The sequence below is a fragment of the Microbulbifer maximicatervae (SeqCode) genome (assembly GCF_052466985.1).
The window spans coordinates 3,617,209-3,639,091 of record NZ_CP174298.1 but is presented as its reverse complement, the minus strand read 5'-3'; the positions used below and the strand labels follow the sequence as shown (position 1 = coordinate 3,639,091).

Here is a 21,883-nt window from a genome sequence, read left to right as displayed (position 1 = left end):
ATTCGAGAGAATCAAGACATCTAAGAGTTTTCTAAAGAACCATCTTCTCAAAGGAGAACGGTAGCGTGACGTAACAGTAAGTAAAAGGCGCTGACCCAAGGTGCAGCAACACCATGGGCCAGCTAACCAAATTGATAAGCGAACTATCAAAATGGCTATATGGATCATACGCTAGAAACCCGCTCGTCTTCAATAAAGTGGAGTACATTCAGCGGCTTGGAGCGATTCCTCAAGCTCTGGAGGCGTTGTGCCTGCCTTTTCTTCTTCTATGCCTACCGTTCCCGCGCACCACCCCGTATTTCCTCACAATGTTACTTTCTCAGCCTTCCATCGTGGGAAGGTCTACCCATGGTTTGACTATCACTAGGAAATAATTATGTTGATCTTAAAACGCCGGACGGGTGAAAACTTAAGAATTGGAGCCAATGTTTCAGTCACTGTATTGGAAGTTAAGGGTAATCAGGTGAAGATAGGAATACGTGCTCCTAAATCTCTACCTGTTCATCGCGAGGAAATATATAACCGCCTCCAAAAAGAACTGGCGCTGCGGAATTCTTGATAACTTAGTCGCGACTATAGAATGCCAGCATCATAGGCCGTGGCCAAGCGGAGGGCCTATGCATGCGTTTACTCTGGGTCTAATACTTGAAACTAACCTAGGTATGTTCTAGGTCAAATATAGACAGCTCTATTGTTTAGATAAACTCTTCCGGCACTCTCGTCAAGATTTGGTGCAGTATCTTTAAGCAGATCTCGATATAAAGAATTCACTTCCAATGTGAGCGCTAGAACGCCAGCTTGCCTTTCATCGCTGTCAAGAATACGCCTGCTTCCATCAGGAGTAATAAGCTGATTTCCTAAATAACAATTGTTTGCACATATGCTTTGCATATAATCATTAACCCGCCCTAATAACCCTAGATCATAAAAACTTGGGCTATTTAACTGATCATCCATATGATAAACCAATCCAGCTATGTCATAGCTACTCAAACTTACCAAAATTTCTTTGTGATTGGATGCATCAGCTTTAATATTCTTCAGTAGCCTGCATACTTTTTTAACATTGCCTGAATAACGTCTGTCCCTTTGATCTATCAGGTGCATGTGCTTAAATGGCCAGTTTCCAAAGGTTATATCTCTCTCCTTGTCGTATAGCTGTACTTCTCTGTCCTCGATTTGATTACTATTCTGATATTTAAGCGTATCATGCCAATGAGCCGGTACGATATCCACTTTGCGTTGTAGTGAGCCACCCTCCATGGCTATGGATTTTGCCCCATTAATATTCACTTTGGCAGCTGGATATCTGCCTTTTAATATTGCCTCTGAATTTAACCTTAATTTTCTCATTCGGACACTCATTGAAATGCCCTCTTTGCAAGGAATATATGATTTATGTGAGGCCATGGGTATTTCGTATGTTATATAATTATGGAAAATCAATACATCAACATCACTGGCGCCTTTAATATGAATATCCAAAGGGACGGAACCTTGAAATTTATGTGTTGAATATATACCATGATTTTCCAAATCTTGGTTCAAAGCCCGTGCTACCCTGTTTCCTTCTTCAAAACAAATTTCTGTATACCTACTATTTACTGGCTGCATGGCGCCTATAATATATTTAACAATACCGCTTTCATTTATTTCCTGATAATCTTCTTTTATTGATTTTGAAAATTCGCTATCGAATGTCATTCCTTCTTTTATATGCTGAGGTAAGGCCCGCCTAGCATTTAGTTCATTCAGCTTTGATTCATAGTTCATTAAGTATCTCCCTTTAATTTATTTAACTTCATATTTCCTATTGTTCTACGTCCGTGTGAATTGAAATATGTTCCTTTTGCGTATCCATCTTTGATGCAAAACCTCAATTCACAAAAACCTTTGTGTGAATTGAGTTCATGAACTTGATTAAGATCAGGCTGGTTGCAATAGCTGTATGAAAGCTGCCAAGAATTATCGGGAAGTTTTAAGGCCGTTGCAGTATAACTATAACTTTCACTCTGGTCCGTTGCTAACTTAATTGAGATATTATCCCATGTTTGAACAATTGTAATTTTTGCATTCCATACATATAGAGTATCTCCCGTATCATTTATTGTTTGTCCATCAACAATCCATTCGCCAGAAAAATCTGGTATTGATAAGAATTTTCCAACTATTCTGACTTTCCATATGAAGTTATCGAAAATCCAATATAAAGCTAAATATATTATTCCAGCTGTAATTATAAATGTACCAGTAAACTTCGCACCTGTTAGTGAAGTGATAGAAATGAAAAAATTAGTTATAATTGGGCTTAAAATAAAAGATGCAATGCCTAGAAATCGGCCAACAATTTGCCTCTTGTGATCAAAAATAGCATATGGGTGTACAGATTTCTGCATCTCAAACCACCTCTAAATTTAATGTTTTCCAAGCGAAACATTGCAATTTATATTTTTTCTTTCAAGGAAAATTTAATGAATAGTTCCTCAAATATAGAATGCTTGTATTAGGTGATGCCGTAGGCTTCTCCTGAAATTGCACATCAGGTATTAATAGTACGAAACGTCGGCATTACTATCCGTTGATACCCGTTTTATTGATATCCTGCCAACTGATTTTCGATCAGTGTAATACTTGCCTGAAAGTGTTAGTGCATTACTATCCTCGATAACATCGAAAATAGTTGATCCTATGTACTCTCCCCAAGATGGATTCTTAGGCGTCGAACGATAAACGTAATATAATTTCTTTTTATTAAGCTCAATTGTTGGTGTCGTTTCAAGAGTGATCGATTTTACTGTCTCACCATGCATATCTATTTCAGTAATAAGTAGTGCTTGTCTTATAATTGCCCTTACTTCAAATATTTTTCCGTCTTCAGTGATAACTTGCCCAACCCAAACCCCATTTAAATCAGGGTATAGATCTTTTTTAAAAAACTTCACTAAGCGCCAAATTTGACGAGATATAAATGGCGATAACAATATAAACATTACAACAGTTGATGCAGCTACTGAAATCGTCGTAAGTTTAAAAATGCTAACATTAATGCCAGTAAGTTTTTCAATAATTACGTAAGCTGCAACTCCAATTAATATTGAGAGTATGACAACAATTTTTAAAAGTAAATCAAATCTAACTATTCTAAACATGCATTGCTTCACTTAAGTGTATCAAAGTGCGACAATTGATTTTTTCCATTGCTCTTCGAGTTTAATAAAGCAATATATGCTTCTCTTAAGCTAGTTCCTACTCCAGCAGAAAATGTAATTCCTATTGATGAGCATGAGCAAATACAGAGAAAAATCTCTTCAAAATTACAATCACTTTCAGTTCTTGCGACAACGCCATCGGCGGCACTAAAAATTACATCAAAACCTCTGCTTAATAATAAGTCAGCAATTTTTTTTGTGGACTCTTCAAGTTGCTTGCTAACTGAGTGCAATTTATCCTCATCGTTATTCAAATAACAGGATGTTATTTTTCTTCCTACATCATCACCATCAATAGATATATATTTCAAAGACGTTTCCCACTGAAAAAACAAAGCATTGATTGTATCAAAGTTTACATAGGTTACCATTTATGTATACCCGTCAGTGTGGAAATAATGCTTGATGAGAAATGTATTATTGAGTGTGTTGAGACTGGAAAGGGGCAGGTTAGTATATGTTTATATGAATTTATATGCCTATAAATCAATAGGTTAGCGTTTTATTAGTATAAATATTTTAAATTTATTCTGAGTTTTAATTTTGACTACATGCGAAATCGAGAAAGATGGGCCTGTAAATGTATGATGGCAGAACAACCGCAATATAATAGATAATATCCCTCCATTAGTGCTCGCTATACCTGAGTGTTTTATAAATGTTACAAGCCATTAAGTTTGAAAATGGTACTGTTGTACCAGCAATATCTAGTCTCAACCACTAGACGAAAACAACGCCGCCACCGCCAACAAAGTAGCCACCCAAATCCCACAAAGAATCTTCCAAAACAAAGACGCATCCCCTTTCTCAGCAGGATCTTCCCGCAAGTAATCCGGGTTGGGATTGGCCAGATCGCGCATAAATTCCGTCAGCGTGGAGTAGCGCTGTTCCAGGTCGATACTGCATCCGCGCTCCAGGGCGCGGTCGAACCAGATGGGGACTACGGGATTAAACTGGCTGGCGGTGCGGTAGCGCAGGCGTTCGAAGTCGGCGTGGGAGCGGCAGTTTTCAATTTCTTCGCCGTAGGGCAGTTCGCCGGTAAACATTTCGTAGGCTATGGTGGCGAGGGCATAGATATCGCCGCGAATACCGCTGTTGTGTCCAAGGATATAGTGGGGGTCGGAATAGCTGGCGGTGCCTAGCGCTTCCGGGTGTTCCAGGGGGCGGAAAATCTCGGCACTGCCGGCTACATAAACTGAGCCGAAGTCGATAATTTTTACCCGCCCGTCGCCGTCAATCATGATATTGGCCGGGCGCAAATCCTGGTGAATGGTTTCCTGATCGTGGAAGGCCTGTAGCCCGGTTGCAATCTCCTTAAGGATGCGAAACGCTTCCGCCGGTTTGGGAAAGCGGTTGTTGGTGATCCACTGCTCCAGGGTACTGCCCTGTACATACTCCATCAGGTAATAGAGCGCGGTGCGCGGGCGGGTCTGGCGATGCAGGCGCACTACCTGGGGGCTGCGAATACGCAGGCCTATCCACTCCTCCTGAATAAAGCGGTCGATATAGTGGATATCGTCTTCGTAATTTACCGAGGGGGTTTTCATTACCAGGGTTTCGCTGGTGGCACTGTCGCGCACCAGGTACAGCTGGCTGCGCTGGGAGGAGAACAGCTCCCGCTCTACCTGGTAACCATCCAATACCATGCCCGGTTCCAATTCCGGTGGGAAGGGCAGGCGGGTAAGCTGGCGGCTGTAGTCATCCAGGGTGGTTTGTGGCAATGCCTTTACCTTTACCACTAATGCGGAGAGGTTATCGTCACTGCCGTTTTCCTCGGCGAGACGCACCAGGGTTTCCGCTGTTTCCTGTTCGCTTATTTCGGTATCTGCCAGCAGCTCGCGCAGCAGATCCTGCTTGATAAAGTCGTGCACGCCGTCGCTGGTAATCAGCAGTACATCGTCCTTAGCGAGGCTTAGTTGGCCGTAATCCACTTGCAGGCCGGTATCCATGCCCAGCGCGCGGGATAGCATCTGTTGGCGGTGGGCCAGGGTGATGTTGTGGTCCCGGGTGAGGCATTTAAGGTTGTCGCCGCGCAGGTGATAGATACGGCTGTCGCCGATATGGAAGTAGTGGGCGGTGCGGGATTTAAAAATCAGGGCAGAGAAGGTGCAGAGGAAACCCTTTTCCTGTTGGGGAAAGTCATGGCTTTTGCGGTATAGCTTGCTGTTAATGGAGGCGAGGATTTTCTGTCCGGCGTGGGCCACAGACCAGGTATCCGGCACCTTGTAATAGTCCCGCACAAACTGCTCGGTGGCGGTGTAGCTGGCGAGTGCGCCGGCTTCGGCAGAGCTGACTCCATCGGCCAGCGCGGCGACTGCGCCCAGGTATTCCTGCAAGTGCGGATTGTCTGGCCAGTGATAGATTGCGGCATCTTCGTTCTGCGGTTTGATGCCGGCACTAGTGCAGAGGCCGTGGCTCAATCGCGGTGTCTGGGCTTCGGGGTTTGCCTCGGTTTCTGTTTGCACCCCGGAATTGGTTTCGCTCACAGCTTTCTCCTATCTCTTTTCGTCCCCTCAGACCAACGGCGAAAAACAAAGAAGGGCCATTGGCCCTCCTTTGCGTTTGTTGCTGGATAACCGCTTTCCGATCACTCCACGCTGATCAGCTGCACTGTGCCATCCGGTAGCACTTCGGCGATATTGCCTTTGGGCTCTTCCAGGAACAGGCAGGCGAAGAAGATCACCGCTGCTGCGCCGCAGATAATCAGGAAGAACTGGCTGTAGCTGACATAAGACAGGGCGGTAAGGAAAGTAACCGCACCCACGTTGCCGTAGGCTCCGGCCATACCGGCGATCTGCCCGGTCATGCGACGCTTCACCAGGGGTACGACGGCGAATACGGCACCCTCACCGGCCTGCACGAAGAAAGAGCAGCACATGGTGGCCACTACCGCAGCGGGAATCCACCAGCCGCCGTTGATCTGGCTCAGTACAAAGTAACCCACTGCCAGGCCGCCGATCAGGAACATCAGGCTGCGGCGGCGTCCCAGTTTGTCAGAGAAGTATCCACCGGTTGGGCGGGCCACCAGGTTCATAAAGGCGAAGCCAGAGGCGAGCAGGCCGGCCTTCACCGGGCTCAATCCTTCAAAGGTTTCCAGGAAGAACAGGGGCAGCATAGAAACCACGGCCAGCTCTGAGCCGAAGGTGACGAAGTAGGCCAGGTCGAGGATGGCTACCTGCTTGAAGTTGTATTTCTCCAGCTCGGGCACACCTTCGCGCAGGTGGTCTTTGTTTACATTCCAGATCATGCGGGTCTGGAAGGCGAACAGTGCTACCAGCAGTCCCCACATTGCGTAGGTGGCATTCTGGCTCAGCAGGGCTACGCCGCTGGGAGACAGTTTGTAAGCCAGCGCTGCCAGTGCCAGGTACATGGGCACATTCATCAGCAGGTAGAAGTAGAAATCCCGCTTGCTGGTCACTTCCAGGCCGCCGCTCTTCTTCGGTTTGAAGTAAGTGGAACCTTTAGGAGTGTTGCGGGCAACGCGGTAGTAGATGATGCCGTACAGGCCGGCGATGATGCCGGTGAGGCCCAGGGCATAGCGCCAGCCGTCTTCACCGCCGAACAGCAGGGCGATGGTGGGCAGGGTCATGGCACCGGCAGCAGAACCGAAATTCCCCCAGCCGCCGTAAACACCTTCTGCCAGGCCGACTTGTTTGGCTGGGAACCATTCACCCACCATGCGGATACCAATTACAAAGCCGGCACCCACAAATCCCAGCAGGAAGCGGAACAGGGCCAGGGATTCATAACTGTCTGCGGTGGCGAAGCCCAAACAGATTAAAGATGAGGTCATCAGCAGCCCGCTGTACACCAGGCGCGGTCCCAATTTATCCACCAGCATACCGATAATGATACGGGCGGGAATGGTGAGTGCCACGTTGAGGATTAACAGGGCTTTAACTTGCTGGCTGGTGAGGTCGAACGCTTCCTTGATAAAGACCATCAGCGGAGCGTGGGAGAACCACACCACGAAAGTCAGGAAAAACGCAAACCAAGTAACGTGCAGCGTCTTTATTTTGGGATCGCCCCAATTAAATAAATTGAGGCCGCTGGATTGACTCATGACTATTTTCTCCGGCTTCTCAGAAATTTTTAGAGGTGGATAGGGTCATGACCGATAGTATTTGAGCAGCGCCAGAGGGAAAGTGCGCAAAAGGGGTAAGTGGAAGGGAAATCGATTTATATATGGAAGGGAGTAACCCCTTGGGGTTAGTAGCTCGGAGTGGGTAGGGGCGGTTTTTAGTGCGTTTCTACCCCAGTAGGGGTAGTTGGTGGAAATTGATAATGATTAAAAAGGGTTTTTGGGAGTAATTGTCGCTAGCCGATTTTTTGTGCATCTTGCCAGTGGCTTGCCTCTGTAGATTTCTCGCCCCCGCTGTATTTCTGTGATCACTTTTCTAGGGCGGGGGCCCAATGCGGTGCATAACCGGGGTGGCAATTAATTTTCGACAGCCAATATTTTGGAGATGCCTGCCGTGCAATATACACAGCAACTCGCCGGGCGCGCGCTGATATTTGCCTCGGCCATGTTCGCCGCTAATTTTTCTGTTTGGACGCTCTACGCGGTATTGGGGGTAGAGATTCGCGGGCAACTGGATCTGTCTGCAACTGAATACGGGGTTCTACTGGCTGCGCCGATTTTGAGCGGGGCGCTGCTGCGTTTTCCGGTGGGATTACTGGTGGAATATTTTTCTGCGAAAAAGCTGATTTTATTGCAGATGCTGCTGTTGCTGCCGGTGCTATTTTTGTTGCCCTTTATCGACAGCTACGGGGCCCACTTGCTGGCGGGGTTGTGGCTGGGTATTTCCGGGGTGTCTTTTGTTTTGGGGATTCGCTATATCAGCCCGTGGTTCGAAAGAGGGCGGCAGGGTACTGCGATGGGCATTTTTGGTGCAGGAAATGCCGGAGCTGCAATTACCTTGGCATTGGCTCCTGCCATTCAAAATTGGTTTGGCCGTGAGTGGATAGGGCCGGTTTATGGAGCCGGGATTATCCTGATGATGGTTTTATTCGAATTTTTTGCACCAGAGGAAACCCGCTATATGCGCAGCCGGGGAAAGCCGGATCTGCGCAGTCATTTAAAGCCGTTAACGCAAATCCGGGTTTGGCGATATGGGCTCTACTATTACTTTGTTTTTGGCAGTTTTCTCGCGCTTTTATTGTGGTTGCCGAATTACTATCTGTCGGTGTACCAAGTCAGTACGCCAGTAGCAATGGCACTCACCCTGCTGTTTGTGGCCCTTTCCAGTTCACTGCGCGCTTTGGGGGGCTGGTTTGCCGATCGCTACGGTGCGCGCACCGTCAATTGGAGTGTTTTCTGGACCTGCCTGGTCTGTCTTTTCTTCCTCAGTTACCCGCCCACCAGTATGACTATTCACGGGGTGGAACGGGATGTGCATTTAAATATTGAAGTGGGTATTGAGCTGTTCACTTTACTGCTACTGGTTATCGGTATCGCCCAGGGATTTGGCCGCGCGTCTGTTTACAAAGCGCTGCACGATAATTTCCCCGCGCATATGGGGAGTGTTGGCGGTACCGTAGCCACTATTGGTGCCCTCGGTGGTTTTACCCTGCCTGTTCTTTTTGGTATCGCTCAGGACTTAGTAGGTATCCACAGTGCGGCCTTTATGCTGCTCTACGGTGTGCTCGCTATTTGTATGTTGGTTATGTATTTGGCGATTCAAAGAGAAAATTATATGCAGCGTTTACAGTACGCACAGCAAAATAATTTCCTGCTTGAGGAAACCAGCGAAACCGAGGCTTTGCCGGATAGGTAGTGCCCACTACCAATAAGGGATTACGCCTGAGTAAAGGCTAGGGAGTAAAGATTAATTAAGCAGGAAAAAATCTATGGTTTCAGTCGAGTCTGAAAAATTGTAATTTGTCACTGTTCACTCCGTTGTTGCAAAGGAAAAGCGTCATGACCGTTTCCAAATTCCCAAAAATTCTCGGTGCCTTACTGTTGGGGGCATGCAGCACTGTTGCATTGCAGGCCGCTGCGCAGGAAAGTGAAAATGCCACTCTGGTGGATGCGTTGAAATCCGGTGAAGTCGGATTGAATCTGCGTTACCGCGTAGAGACTGTTGATCAGGATGGTATTGATGATGAAGCAGTTGCATCCACTTTAAGAACCCGCCTTAACTGGCGCAGTGGCAGCTACCGTGGCTTTACCAGCTTCCTGGAAATGGATGATGTTACGGCGGTTGGCAATGACAGCTACAACTCCACCATTAATGGTAAAACTGACTACCCGACTGTAGTTGATCCGGAAGGAACTGAAATTAACCAGGCCTACATTCGCTACAATGGTGACAACTCCATAATTACCGCCGGTCGCCAGCGCATTAACCTGGACGGGCAGCGATTTGTCGGCGGTGTTGGCTGGAGACAAAACGAGCAGACCTACGATGGTGTTCGTTATCAGTACGGCAGTGCCGATAGCTTCCAGCTGGATTACAGCTACGTCTACAACGTTAACCGTATTTTTGGTGAAGACAGTGCTGGTTCCGATATGGGCGGCGATATCCAACTGCTACACGCAATTTATCCAGTAGCTGAAAACCATAAAATCAGCGCTTTTGTTTACAATCTGGATCTGGAAGATTTCACCGATAATGCAAGTCGCACTTATGGGGTAGATTACAAAGGTAAATTTGGTCCGGTAAAAGCCAACCTGAGTTATGCGCACCAGTCAGATATTGGTGACAACCAGTATGACTATAGTGCTAATTATTACCTGGCAGAACTTGGCGCTGATCTGGGTCCTGTTGCGGCAAAACTCGGTTATGAAGTTTTGGGTTCCGACAATGACGTTGGTTTTAAAACCCCGCTGGCAACCTTGCACAAGTTCCAGGGTTTCACTGATAAATTCCTGGGAACCCCCGCTGACGGTGTCGAAGATCTGTATGTTGGCGGTTCTATGAAAGTGGCCGGTGGCAAGCTGGGCTTGACCTATCACAACTTTGAAGCGGCCGAGGGCTCCGTTAGTTACGGTGATGAGTGGAACCTGAGCTACGGGCACAAAATCACCGACGACATTTCTGCACTCGTTAAGTACGCAACTTATCGTGCTGATGAGTACAGCACTGACACCGACAAGCTTTGGATCATGGTAACCGCTAATTTCTAAGCGGCTGAAAGAACTCCTTAGCGAGGCCCCCGGCTTCGGCCGGGGTTTTCCCCGCACCTTGAACCTGTTTTTATAATTTATAAATTTTAATCGACTGAAGCTCCACGTTTTGATGTCTCCCCGAGGAGCATCAGTTCGAGCACCAAGGGAGTACCACCTTTGCCCCAAGCATAAATTAACCAGCTTGATACACTGACATCAGTTTAAACACCGAGTCCCGCTACCTAAACCGCGTCGTTTTTTATTGACGTTGCAAGGTGCCGGGACCGTGGCCGTACCGGCCACCAGGGTCTAGCGGGAAACTGCGCGGCCTCCCGAAATTGGAAAGGCGTTTAATGTTACAAGACAATTTTGGCCGTAGGTTTTACTACCTGCGCCTGTCCGTGACGGACATCTGCAACTACCGCTGCAACTACTGCCTGCCCGAGGGCATCGGTTGCGGACGTTCCCTGGAAGGGGAAAATCCTCTCTCAGTCGCTGAGGTGGGCACATTAGTGCGCGCTTTCGCTTCACTGGGTACGGAAAAGGTACGCCTTACTGGCGGAGAGCCCTCCCTGCGCAAAGACCTGGTGCCGCTGCTCGAAGCCGTGCGCGCTAGCGATAAGATTCGCCGCTTAGCCATCACTACCAATGGTTACCGCCTGCCCAGTCAGATAGACGACTGGCACCGCGCGGGTTTGGATCAGGTGAATGTCAGTATCGACAGCCTCGACCCAACTCAATTCCACCATATCACCGGCCACAACCGCCTGGATAAAGCCTTAGCAGGCCTGGATCGCGCCCTGGCCTTGGGTATCGATACCAAGGTCAACGCAGTGCTGATGCGCCAGTACAACCTGGCCGAGCTGGATAATTTCCTCGCCTGGGTTCGCGAGACTCCGGTGACCCTGCGCTTTATTGAATTGATGCGCACCGGCGATAACCGCGAGTTCTTCGCCAGCAACCATGTCTCCGGCGGCGATATAGAAACCCTGTTGCTGCGGGAAGGCTGGGAGCAGGTTATTCGCACCCGCGATGCCGGTCCGGCACGGGAGTATTTCCACCCGGATTACGCCGGTCGTATCGGCCTGATTACCCCTTACGGCAAGGACTTCTGTGCAAGCTGCAACCGCCTGCGGGTATCAGCCCAGGGCAAGTTGCACCTATGCCTGTTTGCGGACCAGGGTTTTGATATGCGCGAAATCATCGCCGATGGCGATAGCGAGGCGCTGGCGGCCCATATCCGCGAGTTGATTGTGGATAAGACCGCAGGCCACCAGCTGCACGAAGGTTTTACCGGCGCTACCCGCAACCTGGCGATGCTGGGGGGCTAGGGTTATGGCCAGGGCTCTTGTTAGTGAATCGACAATCGGCGTGGTGCTGGCCGGCGGCCGCTCCAGCCGGATGGGCCGTGATAAGGCATTGCTGGCCCACCCTCAACAGGGCAATTTCTTGCAGCATGCTGAGGCATTGTTGAGTGAGCTTCCGCTGGAAAAAGTCGTCACCAGCGGCGCCCGTCCCGGAGCGATTGAAGACCTGGTGCCAGAGCGTGGCCCACTGGGCGGCCTTTATTCGGTAGCCCTAGCAACCGGTGCCGATGCGACCCTGGTAATCCCGGTAGATATGCCCTTGCTCGGGCGAGAGCACCTCGCAGAGTTATTGGCGGAGGGGCAGGCAAGTGGCCGGCCCTGTTATTTTGAAAACTTCTTTTTTCCCCTGTGGCTGCCTTTAAATGGCGATTGCCTGGATTATTTGCGCCGTGCCGTCGAAGGCAGTGCGCGCAATTCTGTCGGCGCACTGCTGCGTCACCTGGGGGCCAAATCCATACCCATAAAAAGTGCTGGCGATTGGCATCGCAATATCAATACGCCGGCAGATTATCTCGGCTTGAGTACGCCGGATAAAACTCCAGAAAACAGTTTTTTGAGAGACCACTGATTATGTCCGCACATGCTAGCAAAGAATTTGTACCGCTCAATATCGCGGTACTTACCGTATCCGATACCCGCAACGAGCAGACTGATACCTCTGGCCAGTATCTGGTGGAAGCCCTCAAAACTGCCGGCCATCAGCTCGCAGATAAGCGCATTACCCCGGACGATGTTTACCAGATGCGCGCAGTGGTCTCCGCCTGGATTGCCGATCCCAAAGTGCAGGTGGTATTGGTGACCGGTGGTACCGGTTTTACCGATCGCGACTCCACGCCGGAGGCCCTGAGCCCGCTGTTCGATAAAACCGTCGACGGCTTCGGCGAGCTGTTCCGCCATATTTCCCTGGGGGATATCGGCAGCTCCACCGTGCAATCCCGCGCGCTCGCCGGCCTGGCTAATCGCACACTGATATGTTGTATGCCTGGTTCCACCGGAGCCTGCCGCACGGCTTGGGAAGGCATATTGCTGGAGCAGCTGGATGCCCGCCATAAGCCCTGTAACTTTATCCCTCATGTGCGCTTTGCCAGCGCGCCCTGCGAGAGCCGGGGGTAATTTGTGAGCCAATTAACCCATTTAAACCAGCGCGGCGAAGCCAGCATGGTGGATGTTACCGAGAAGGACATCACTGACCGCAGCGCCCTGGCCGAGAGCAGCATCTGTATGAGTGCAGAGGCTTTTGCACTGCTGAGCCAAGGGGCGCACAAAAAAGGTGACGTGCTCTCTGTAGCTCGTATCGCCGGCATCCAGGCCGCGAAGAAAACCTCGGATTTAATTCCCCTGTGCCATCCGCTGGCGTTGACCAAAGTAGCGGTGGATTTCGAATTACAGCCGGAAAAGCACAGTGTGCATATCACCGCTTTCTGCCGCTTGGCCGGACGCACCGGAGTAGAGATGGAAGCGTTAACCGCAGCTTCGGTAGCGGCGCTGACCATTTACGATATGTGCAAAGCCGTGGACCCGGCGATGGAAATCGGCCCGACCCGCCTGCTGCAAAAAACCGGCGGTAAGCGCGGCCACTGGCGCGGCGATGCTGCGGACAAGGCGTAAAAATTTCAGAGGTGTAAAGCGATGGTAAAGGTTCTGTTTTTCGCGCGTCTGCGCCAGCAATTGGGCATGGGCGAGACTACCCTGGAGGACTTTTCCGGCAGTCTCGATGATCTTCGCAAAACCCTATGTGACCAACACCCGGATTGGAGCCCGCATCTGCAAAGAGACGATATTCGTATGTCCCTGAACCAGGAGCTGGCAGAAACTGGAGCCCAGGTGAAGGCCGGGGATGAAGTTGCATTTTTCCCGCCGGTTACCGGCGGTTAGTGGTGCCAATATGACAGCCGTTGATCGTATTGAAGTCTGTGAAACGCCCCTCGACGTAGCGGCTGAATATACTGCGCTGCAAGGCAACAGTGGTGATGGTGCCTGCGCCCTGTTTGTGGGTTCGGTGCGGGACTTCAATGCCGGTAGTGATGTCTGCGGCCTGGCCCTGGAACACTATCCGGGCATGACGGAAAAAAGCCTGCAACGGATTATCAATAATGCCCGCGATCGCTGGTCCCTGGGGCGTGTGACTATCGTCCACCGGGTTGGCCCCATGCAGATCAACGATGAAATTGTTTTTGTCGGTGTTACCAGCCCCCACCGCCAGGCTGCCTTTGCCGCCTGCCAATACATTATGGATCGCCTCAAAACTGAGGCGCCTTTCTGGAAGCGCGAAGCGGTAGCGGATGAGTCGGGTAAGTCTTCAGAGCGCTGGGTCGAAGCCCGGGCCAGTGATGCTGCGGAGATGGAAAAGTGGTCCGCCGGCTGAGCCTGCTGCTATCCGCTTTACTGGTAGCCATCGCGCTACCGGTTAATGCGGATAACTGCACCTTGCGGGTGGCGGTAGCGGCCAGCTTCCGCCCGGCACTGGAAGAGGTACTGCCGGAATTTGAGCGTCGCCATGCCTGTGTGGTGCAAATCAGTAGCGGCAGCTCCGGGGTGCTCTACCAGCAAATAGCGCACCGCGCGCCCTTCGATTTATTCCTGTCTGCTGATCGCGAGCGCCCCGAACTGTTGGAAAAGCAGGGTGGGGCACTGGGCAACAGTCGCCAGACTTATGCCCTGGGTTTATTGGCTCTATGGCACCCAAAATCGGAATCGAATATCGAGCAGTTACTGCAAACCTGGCCCGATAAAATTGTACTAGCCGATCCCAAAGTAGCGCCCTTTGGCAGTGCCGCCCGGCAGGCGCTGCAAAGCCTGGACTTGTGGAGGAAAAAACAAACTCAATTAGCCCGGGCCCACAATGCTGGCCAAGCCTATTTAATGCTGGATTCCGGCAATGCGCAGCTGGGCTTTGTCGCCGCAAGCCAGATGCAAGCAGCCGGCCGCGATAACTACTGGTTGCTGCCGCAGCGTTTGTACAAACCCATTGAACAGCAGCTGCTGATTCCCACCCAGAGCCGTCGGCCTAAAGAGGCGCAGTCCCTCGCTGACTATTTGCGTTCAGCGGAAGTGCAGGTGCAACTACAGCACTTGGGTTACGGTGTTTTGCCAACTCAAGATCGAAGTAGAGATGGAGGGAGTGGCTTATGAATATCGCCGCTGCCGACTGGCAGGCCCTGTGGCTAACTTTAAAATTGGCCGGCTTAACTACCTTGCTCCTGTTTATTATCGGCGTGCCCTTGGCCTGGAAATTGAGCCAATGGCAGAGCCGCTGGCGCCATGGCATAGAGGTATTAATTACCCTGCCGCTGGTACTGCCACCCACGGTGTTGGGTTTTTATTTACTGCTTTTATTTTCCCCTAACTATGCGCCCGGGCAGTGGCTGTCACAACTTTTTGATGGCCCCTTGGTGTTTTCCTTTACCGGCTTGGTATTTGCGTCAGTTATTTATTCCCTGCCGTTTATGGTGCAGCCGCTGCTAGCCGCGTTTAATGCCAATGGTCAGCGCCTGACCCAGGCTGCCGCAGCGCTGGGTATACCGCCCTGGGCGGCACTATTAAAAGTTCTTTTGCCGGCGAGTCGCGCCGCTATTGTGAGTGCCTGCGCTTTAACCTTTGCCCATACTCTGGGTGAGTTCGGGGTAGTGCTGATGATTGGTGGCTCTATTCCCGGTGAGACCCAGGTGGTTTCTATTGCCCTTTATCAGCATGTGGAGGCGATGGAATACGGTGCGGCGCACCGGCTGGCTTTGATGTTGATGGGAATTACTACGGTACTGCTACTCGCTGCCCGTTGGCTGGGACATAGTTTGGCCCCGCGCGGATTAAACAGTGAGCGCGCTAAACCGGTAATGGGGGTGCTGGGCTAATGGAAATCACCTTACCCCTATTCGGTACTACGTCTACCACTTCTGATTCCAACGGACTGAGTGTTGCAGGGCTGGTGACTCCGCTTATCGCTGCAACTCCCTGGCAGTTAGAGCTGCCAGCCTCTGGAATTTTTGGCCTTACCGGTCCCTCCGGCAGTGGCAAGAGCACATTACTGGCTGCTTTGGCTGGCCAACGCCATTGCCGTGGCAATATCACTTTTGCCAATACGGTTTGGCAGCGCGGACGCCGCGCCCTGGCTACCCACAAAAGAACGCTTTCTTTGGGCTTTCAGGATAGCCGCTTGTTTGCCGGCCAGTCGGTGGCAGATAACCTGGCACTGGCCCGCCGTTACAGCCGCAGGCCACTGCCCGAGGAAGAGTGTGGTCGGCTGCTAAAGGCTTTTGGTATTGAAGCGCTGCTACATCAGCCGGTGGAGTTACTCTCTGGTGGAGAGGCCCAGCGAGTGGCTGTATTACGCCAGCTTTATAACAACGCGCCGCTGCAATTATTTGATGAGCCGCTTTCAGCGGTTGACCGCGCCCAGGTACTACGGCGCCTATTGCCGACCCTACGGGAGTTCTGGGCCCGATATCCGGCGCTGGTAATCTGGACCAGTCACGACTTTGATGAAATCCAGCTGCTGGCCCAGCGTTGTTTATGGATGGATTCTGCCAATTTGTCCGCACCACTTCCTTTACCTGAAGTTGCCCAGCGTCTGGATAGCCACGGCGTAGGGGATAGTTGTCGCAGCCGGATTGAAGCGCGAGTGGAATCCCTAAACGATGGTCTGCTCACTTTGGATTTAGGTGGGATTTCCATCTTTGCAGATAGGGTGGCAGGCCATTATCGAAAAGGCGATACCGCTGCTTTTCTGTTGGAAGCCGGAGATATCAGCCTCAGTGTAGAGAAGCCGGGCCTGTCCAGTATCCTCAATTGCTTGCCGGTAACTTTAGTTGCTAAGCAGAACCTTGCCGATGGCCGTATTCGTTTACAGCTAGCCGCTGCTGATCAGGTGTTCTACGCAGATATTTCCCGTCTCTCCTGCGAGCGCCTAGAACTGCGTGAAGGCACTACCTACTTTGCCCAGTTTAAGGCCGGTAGTCTTGCTGGTTTGTAAGTAGTTCCAGGGCAATTTCTGAAAGTGCATTTCTTCGATCCCTAAAACCCCAGCAATTTTTTTGCTAAGTTTGAACATCAGCTAACTTAGTGGTGCTCCTATGGGCGTTGTGTTGGGAATTTCCCTCTTTAACGAGGGCGATAAGTTTTACCGGGAAAAAGCACAGGTCGAGGGCTTACCTGTAGCGAAAGCTGTGACCATTGAGGATCTACACCCAGTACTTACTCGTTGCATAGAAGAAGGCGGGCACAACTATCGAGTATGCCGCCTGGAATCGGGTGAGCTGGAAATTGCCGAGCTACTTGAGGATTGTGAGCCCTACCGGGTCGATGCTTTCCATTATCAGCTTCGCCGAAAGGGCGACGCTATCGTTATCCACTCTACTTACAAAGACGATGCCTTGTACTTTCATCTGGCTTGCCGCGCAGCCAGTGGGCAGAGAGTTAAGATAGATTTCAACGGCGAGCACCCGTTTTATAACTATGACTCCATAGCGGAATATCAGGGTGGTGGTAACTATCATCTGGCCAATTTCTTCGACCTTCAATATTTGCCCGGTTATATCGAAGAGCACTGCCGGCGATTTATTCACTGCCCGGAGTACTGGTCCTTTACCTTCTTTATCCCGTATTTGGGCAAGGTAGAGCTAAACAACCACACTTCCGATCCAGAACAGCCTCTCTACCACCTCGATTTCTATTGCCCGGAGCGCAAGCTAAAAATCTTCCAGTTGGCGCTTGAGAAAGAAGGCTCTTACTATTTTCGCGACGCCATCTCGGCAGAAAAGTTAGTGCAATTGCTTGAAGATATGGCGACAGAACTGCTGCCAGAGCTGCAAGAAGCGGGTGTTATGTCCTGCTTGAGCTGCTTTGAAGCTATCCATCAAGCCTACAGTGAAATTGAGAGCACCATTGAGACGGATGACAGTCTTGCCTCAGTTGCGGAGGATCTTGTTGGGTACCAACAGAGTATCTGCGGCAGACTTGTCCAATACGAAGTCACTGAAAATGCAGATGGGTCTATTACTGTGCAGGGCTACTATTTTCAGCCGCCCATAGGTTACAACTATACGATTAGTGCTGAGGATATCGCAGGGTGCCATATCTATCTGGATAAGCTGCACGATTTAGATTTTTATGAGCAGATGTGTATGGCTATTGCCAGGCATCTATGCCCGACGATGCCGACCGTTGAAGACTTGGATGAAGTGACGATCTACTATCGCAGGGATACTGATAGGCAGCTGATTTCCAGCTTGCTTGAAGGTTCGGATATAACGCCGATATTGGTTCAGGTGAAATAAAAAAGGGGAGGTTAAACCTCCCCGCAACAGCGGTTCCCCGCCCGTGAGACCAAATTATGGATTGTAGAATTCGCCGTTCTTGCGTAAGTAGAACCAGTAGTTAACCACCAGGCAAACCGCGTAGAAGATAGCAATGCCTGCCAGAGCGTATTCCGGGGTGGTGGCTTTGATCTGCTCGCCGAAGACCTTGGGAATATAGAAGGCACCGTAGGCGGCAACGGCTGAAGTCCATCCCAATACCGGGCCTGCCTGCTCTTTCGGGAACACCATGGCGATGGTGCGGAAGGTAGAGCCATTGCCGATACCGGTAGCGGCGAACAGCACCAGGAACAGCAGGAAGAAGGGCAGGAAGAACTCTTCCGGAGTGGCTGAGCCGTAGGCAGCCTTCATGTAGTAAGCCACACCCAGGGCACTACCCACCATGATTGCAGCACAGATTTGGGTAACCAGGGCTCCGCCGATGCGGTCGGAGATCCAACCACCCACCGGGCGAATCAGGGCGCCGATAAATGGACCCATCCAGGCGTACATCAGGGCGCTGGGGCCATTGTTGTTGATGGTATCGTGAGTCATAACCCCATCCACCATCACGTGGCTGTATCCGAAGATCACCTTGATAGCCAGGGGGAAGGCCGCAGCGAAACCGATAAAGCTGCCGAAGGTCATGGTGTAAATGACACTCATCACCCAGGTGTGCTTGTTGTTGAAGATACGGTACTGACGCTGCAAGCTGGTTTTGATCTCACCGGGCAGCAGCTTCAAGCCGAACACGGTAGCGGCGATTACCAGTACCAGAACGATTTCCTTGGGCACACCCCAGCCTGAACCGTTGGCCGCTTCGGGAAGCAACAGCCACAGACCTGCGATTGCAGTAAAGAGGCCGATTCCCAACATCATGGTCATCTTCAACATCGCGCCGATAGAGCTGCCCACATCCGGGGTGACTTCGTCGGTGCGCAGGTTGTTCATACCGAACCAACCGACAAAGGCCAGTGGAATCAGGAACAGCAGCCATACAAAACCGGCATTTTGAATCCACGCTTCAGAACCGGCTGGTACTTTACCAATCAGGGAGCCAGAGCTGCTCACCAGGGTCATGGGATCGCCGCCGGCAGCGCCGAAGGCACCGAAGGTCATAAACAGCGGTACCAGGATCTGCATGGTGGTAACACCGAAGTTACCCAAGCCTGCATTTAGGCCAAGTGCCAACCCTTGTTTTTCCTTGGGGAAAAAGAAGCTGATATTGGACATGGAAGAGGCGAAGTTACCACCGCCGATACCAGACAGCAGAGCCAGCAACTGGAATACCCACAGTGGGGTCTCAGGATTTTGCAAGGCGATACCCGTGCCCAGGGCAGGGACCATCAATAGGGCCGTGGTAAAGACAATGGTGTTGCGCCCACCGAACAATCGAATAAAGAAACTACTGGGTATTCGAAGAGTAGCACCGGTGAGGCCGGCAATTGCCATCAGGGTAAACAGATCGGCTTTGGCAATGGGGAAGCCAAGGTTGAGCATTTGAACGGTAATAATGCCCCAGTAGAGCCACACGGCGAAGCCGCACAGCAAACTGGGAATGGATATCCACAAATTCCGGTTTGCGATTTTTTTGCCCTTGGACTGCCAGAATTTGCTGTCCTCTGGGGCCCACTCGTAGATGTCAGACACGGCGGCCACTCCTCCTCGAAATGATTCGTCCGGCCACTATGGGCCGGTGCTTATCCCTGCTCAATTACCAACAGTAAGTAACCCCTTTGCCCCCGCGCGTAATAGCTACCCATTTGGGGGTAAGCGCAGGCACTGAGCCCTGTGTTAAAGTCACTGTTCAGAATTAGTACAACTTACAGCAATGAAGCAGGACACCCCATGACTTCTTCTGCCACGGTAATGATGGTTGATGACCATCCTCTGTTTCGTAAAGGTCTCAAGCAATTGTTTGCTATGGAGCCCAGCCTGGAGTTGGTAGCCGAGGCCAGTAGCGGGGAGGAAGCGCTGGAGCTGGCCAAACAGCACGAGCCGGACCTTATTCTATTGGACCTGAATATGCGCGGTATGGACGGGCTGGATACCCTGCGGGCAATGCGTGCAGCCGATGTAGCCTCACGTATCGTGATACTCACCGTTTCCGATAACAACGCGGACGTAGTTTCCTGTATTCGTGCCGGTGCCGATGGTTACCTGCTCAAGGATATGGAGCCGGAAGATATTCTCGATCAGGTTATCCAGGCTACACACGGCAAGCTCGCTATCAGCCAGCGCCTTACCGAGATCCTCGCCTCCGCCCTGCGCAAGCCGGACAATTCCGGTGCGGATACCCTGTCGACGCTCACCAGTCGCGAATACCAGATCTTGCAATTGATCGCCGATGGCCTCAGTAACAAGTTAATCGCCCGTGAATTGGATATCAGTGATGCCACTGTAAAGGTTCACGTTAAACACTTATTGAAAAAGTTGGGCATGCGCTCCCGGGTGGAAGCTGCTGTGTGGATGGTTAATCAGAAGCGACCGGAATCCCAAAACCGCAGCCACTAGTTTGTCCCAACCGCAAAGGAATGAAGTAAGAGATATTGTCCATGCCCACTATCGACTGCTGTAGCCAACCGGGCCTGATGCCCATCGAAAGCGCCCGCGAAAAACTTCTTGAGGCACTGAGCCCAATCAGTGGCACTGAGACTTTGCCCCTGGCACAAGCCGCCGGTCGAGTATTGGCTGAGGATGTTATCTCCACAGTAAACCTACCGCCTTGCGACAACTCCGCAATGGACGGTTACGCCCTGCGCTTTGAAGACCTGGCTAGTGGCTTGCCGCTGGAACTGATCGGCAAATCTTTTGCCGGTGCACCTTTTGACGGTGTGGTGAACCCCGGCACTTGCGTGCGCATTATGACAGGAGCCGCAGTACCCGCCGGTGCAGATACGGTAGTGATGCAGGAAAATGTCGATGCCCAGGGGGAGTCGATACGAATAAATTGTGAAGTTCGCGCTGGCGACCATGTTCGCCGCTGCGGTGAAGATGTGGCTGAAGGAGCTAGCCTGCTCAAGGCCGGAGAGCGCATCAGCGTTCCACATATTGCCCTGCTCGCTGCTGCCGGTGTGGGCACAGTGACTGTAGTGCGCAAACCGGTAGTCGCACTTTTCTCCACTGGCGATGAACTGCGCCAGCCCGGCGAAGCCCTGGGTAAGGGCGATATCTACGATAGCAACCGCATTGCCCTGTTATCCGCCCTGGAACAGCTGGACCTGGATATTTTGGATTTGGGTATATTGCCCGATAACAAACAGGCTATTACCAATGCCTTGCAGCGTGCTTCCGAAGAGGCCGATGCTATTATCACCTCCGGTGGAGTCTCCGTTGGCGAAGCGGATTACACTCGTGAAGTGTTGGAAGAACTGGGAGAGATCGGCTTCTGGAAAGTGGCGATGAAGCCCGGTAAACCTTTTGCCTTCGGTTTCCTACAGGGAACCCCTTTCTTCGGCTTACCCGGTAACCCGGTTTCCGCCCTGGTAACTTTCTACCAGCTGGCCGTGCCCGCCCTGAGTGTGATGAAAGGCGATCAGTGGACTGGCCCGCAGGCCTTGCAGGCAAAACTGTTAAAACCCCTTAAGAAAAAGCCCGGCCGTACCGATTTCCAGCGGGGTGTATATCGCAGTGATGAAAACGGGGTATTGGTAGTAGAACCGGTTGGTACCCAGGGGAGCCATATTCTTTCCGGTCTGGCTGCTGCTAACTGCTTTATCGTTTTGGCGCGAGAGAGTGGCAGTGTAGAGGCTGGGGAGCAGGTGGTGATTGAGCCTTTGAGGGTGCCGTTGGGGTAGGGGGAGTTATCCCGAATAATGGTTATATATGATTTTTTTTATTTTCAATTCTTATATAATGGTATGAACCACTTTGAATTGGGTCGATCATACCAAAAGCCGATAAGAT

The 21,883-nt window shown here is 51.0% G+C and carries 22 protein-coding genes and 1 riboswitch; of the genes, 15 read left to right on the top strand and 7 right to left on the bottom strand.

Annotated features, from left to right (window positions below):
- Window positions 1-376: 376 nt before the first annotated feature.
- Window positions 377-559 (top strand): carbon storage regulator CsrA, encoded by a 183-nt coding sequence (csrA, locus tag ACJJI3_RS16060; protein WP_108731345.1) that lies wholly within the window; start codon window positions 377-379, stop codon window positions 557-559.
- A 113-nt stretch (window positions 560-672) separates the two neighbouring features.
- On the opposite strand, the gene ACJJI3_RS16055 is transcribed toward csrA, so the two are convergent.
- The 6 genes from ACJJI3_RS16055 to ACJJI3_RS16030 all read right to left on the bottom strand — a co-directional run bounded on the left by ACJJI3_RS16055 (window position 673) and on the right by ACJJI3_RS16030 (window position 7,272).
- Complete coding sequence (locus tag ACJJI3_RS16055; protein ID WP_444940266.1) at window positions 673-1,773, bottom strand: nucleotidyltransferase family protein; 1,101 nt, start codon at window positions 1,771-1,773, stop codon at window positions 673-675.
- Complete coding sequence (locus tag ACJJI3_RS16050; protein ID WP_108731347.1) at window positions 1,773-2,396, bottom strand: Cap15 family cyclic dinucleotide receptor domain-containing protein; 624 nt, start codon at window positions 2,394-2,396, stop codon at window positions 1,773-1,775. The genes ACJJI3_RS16055 and ACJJI3_RS16050 overlap by 1 nt, the downstream gene beginning before the upstream one ends.
- 150 nt (window positions 2,397-2,546) lie before the next feature.
- Complete coding sequence (locus tag ACJJI3_RS16045; protein ID WP_444940265.1) at window positions 2,547-3,149, bottom strand: Cap15 family cyclic dinucleotide receptor domain-containing protein; 603 nt, start codon at window positions 3,147-3,149, stop codon at window positions 2,547-2,549.
- Window positions 3,150-3,157: 8 nt separating this feature from the next.
- Window positions 3,158-3,580, bottom strand: coding sequence for a mCpol domain-containing protein (locus ACJJI3_RS16040; protein WP_444940264.1), 423 nt, complete (start codon window positions 3,578-3,580; stop codon window positions 3,158-3,160).
- 342 nt (window positions 3,581-3,922) lie between these two features.
- Window positions 3,923-5,695, bottom strand: coding sequence for a bifunctional protein-serine/threonine kinase/phosphatase (locus ACJJI3_RS16035; protein ID WP_444940263.1), 1,773 nt, complete (start codon window positions 5,693-5,695; stop codon window positions 3,923-3,925).
- A 101-nt stretch (window positions 5,696-5,796) separates the two neighbouring features.
- On the bottom strand, window positions 5,797-7,272 hold the full coding sequence (locus ACJJI3_RS16030) for a NarK family nitrate/nitrite MFS transporter (RefSeq protein ID WP_020413728.1): 1,476 nt from the start codon (window positions 7,270-7,272) through the stop codon (window positions 5,797-5,799).
- A gap of 412 nt (window positions 7,273-7,684) precedes the next feature.
- Between ACJJI3_RS16030 and ACJJI3_RS16025 the strand changes: the two genes are divergently transcribed.
- The 12 genes from ACJJI3_RS16025 (at window position 7,685) to ACJJI3_RS15970 (ending at window position 17,959) form a co-directional block, all read left to right on the top strand.
- Window positions 7,685-8,986: an MFS transporter gene (locus ACJJI3_RS16025; protein ID WP_444940262.1), complete on the top strand. Its 1,302-nt coding sequence runs from the start codon at window positions 7,685-7,687 to the stop codon at window positions 8,984-8,986.
- A 143-nt stretch (window positions 8,987-9,129) separates the two neighbouring features.
- Window positions 9,130-10,338 carry an alginate export family protein gene (locus ACJJI3_RS16020; protein ID WP_444940261.1) on the top strand — a complete coding sequence of 403 codons (1,209 nt, stop codon included), beginning with the start codon at window positions 9,130-9,132 and terminating at the stop codon, window positions 10,336-10,338.
- 196 nt (window positions 10,339-10,534) lie between these two features.
- A riboswitch (molybdenum cofactor riboswitch) is annotated at window positions 10,535-10,685 on the top strand.
- Window positions 10,674-11,651: a GTP 3',8-cyclase MoaA gene (gene moaA / locus ACJJI3_RS16015; protein WP_444915016.1), complete on the top strand. Its 978-nt coding sequence runs from the start codon at window positions 10,674-10,676 to the stop codon at window positions 11,649-11,651. (Overlaps the previous riboswitch by 12 nt.)
- A gap of 4 nt (window positions 11,652-11,655) precedes the next feature.
- The gene (gene mobA / locus ACJJI3_RS16010; RefSeq protein ID WP_444940260.1) at window positions 11,656-12,255 is read left to right on the top strand and encodes a molybdenum cofactor guanylyltransferase; all 600 of its coding nucleotides are present in this window, start codon (window positions 11,656-11,658) and stop codon (window positions 12,253-12,255) included.
- Between the two features lie 2 nt (window positions 12,256-12,257).
- Window positions 12,258-12,800, top strand: a complete 543-nt coding sequence (gene moaB / locus ACJJI3_RS16005) for a molybdenum cofactor biosynthesis protein B (protein ID WP_108731355.1) — start codon at window positions 12,258-12,260, stop codon at window positions 12,798-12,800.
- Window positions 12,801-12,803: 3 nt separating this feature from the next.
- Complete coding sequence (moaC, locus tag ACJJI3_RS16000; protein ID WP_282951931.1) at window positions 12,804-13,295, top strand: cyclic pyranopterin monophosphate synthase MoaC; 492 nt, start codon at window positions 12,804-12,806, stop codon at window positions 13,293-13,295.
- Window positions 13,296-13,316: 21 nt separating this feature from the next.
- Entirely contained in the window at window positions 13,317-13,562 is a 246-nt protein-coding gene (locus ACJJI3_RS15995; protein WP_444940259.1) for a MoaD/ThiS family protein, read from the top strand.
- A 10-nt stretch (window positions 13,563-13,572) separates the two neighbouring features.
- Window positions 13,573-14,052 carry a molybdopterin synthase catalytic subunit MoaE gene (moaE, locus tag ACJJI3_RS15990; RefSeq protein WP_444942568.1) on the top strand — a complete coding sequence of 160 codons (480 nt, stop codon included), beginning with the start codon at window positions 13,573-13,575 and terminating at the stop codon, window positions 14,050-14,052.
- Window positions 14,037-14,819, top strand: a complete 783-nt coding sequence (gene modA, locus ACJJI3_RS15985; protein ID WP_444940258.1) for a molybdate ABC transporter substrate-binding protein — start codon at window positions 14,037-14,039, stop codon at window positions 14,817-14,819. Before moaE ends, modA begins: the two co-directional genes overlap by 16 nt.
- A complete protein-coding gene (gene modB, locus ACJJI3_RS15980; protein ID WP_444940257.1) occupies window positions 14,816-15,538 on the top strand; it encodes a molybdate ABC transporter permease subunit in 723 nt (240 codons plus the stop codon). The genes modA and modB overlap by 4 nt, the downstream gene beginning before the upstream one ends.
- On the top strand, window positions 15,538-16,656 hold the full coding sequence (locus tag ACJJI3_RS15975) for an ATP-binding cassette domain-containing protein (protein ID WP_444940256.1): 1,119 nt from the start codon (window positions 15,538-15,540) through the stop codon (window positions 16,654-16,656). The genes modB and ACJJI3_RS15975 overlap by 1 nt, the downstream gene beginning before the upstream one ends.
- A 100-nt stretch (window positions 16,657-16,756) precedes the next feature.
- Window positions 16,757-17,959, top strand: coding sequence for a hypothetical protein (locus tag ACJJI3_RS15970; protein ID WP_444940255.1), 1,203 nt, complete (start codon window positions 16,757-16,759; stop codon window positions 17,957-17,959).
- A 54-nt stretch (window positions 17,960-18,013) separates the two neighbouring features.
- Here the strand turns inward: ACJJI3_RS15970 and ACJJI3_RS15965 are convergent, their stop codons facing one another.
- The gene (locus ACJJI3_RS15965) at window positions 18,014-19,627 is read right to left on the bottom strand and encodes an MFS transporter (RefSeq protein ID WP_444940254.1); all 1,614 of its coding nucleotides are present in this window, start codon (window positions 19,625-19,627) and stop codon (window positions 18,014-18,016) included.
- A 198-nt stretch (window positions 19,628-19,825) separates the two neighbouring features.
- On the opposite strand from ACJJI3_RS15965, the gene narL reads away from it, so the two are divergent.
- The gene (gene narL / locus ACJJI3_RS15960; RefSeq protein ID WP_108731363.1) at window positions 19,826-20,491 is read left to right on the top strand and encodes a two-component system response regulator NarL; all 666 of its coding nucleotides are present in this window, start codon (window positions 19,826-19,828) and stop codon (window positions 20,489-20,491) included.
- 41 nt (window positions 20,492-20,532) lie between these two features.
- Window positions 20,533-21,774 carry a molybdopterin molybdotransferase MoeA gene (gene moeA, locus ACJJI3_RS15955; protein ID WP_444940253.1) on the top strand — a complete coding sequence of 414 codons (1,242 nt, stop codon included), beginning with the start codon at window positions 20,533-20,535 and terminating at the stop codon, window positions 21,772-21,774.
- Window positions 21,775-21,883: the final 109 nt, after the last annotated feature.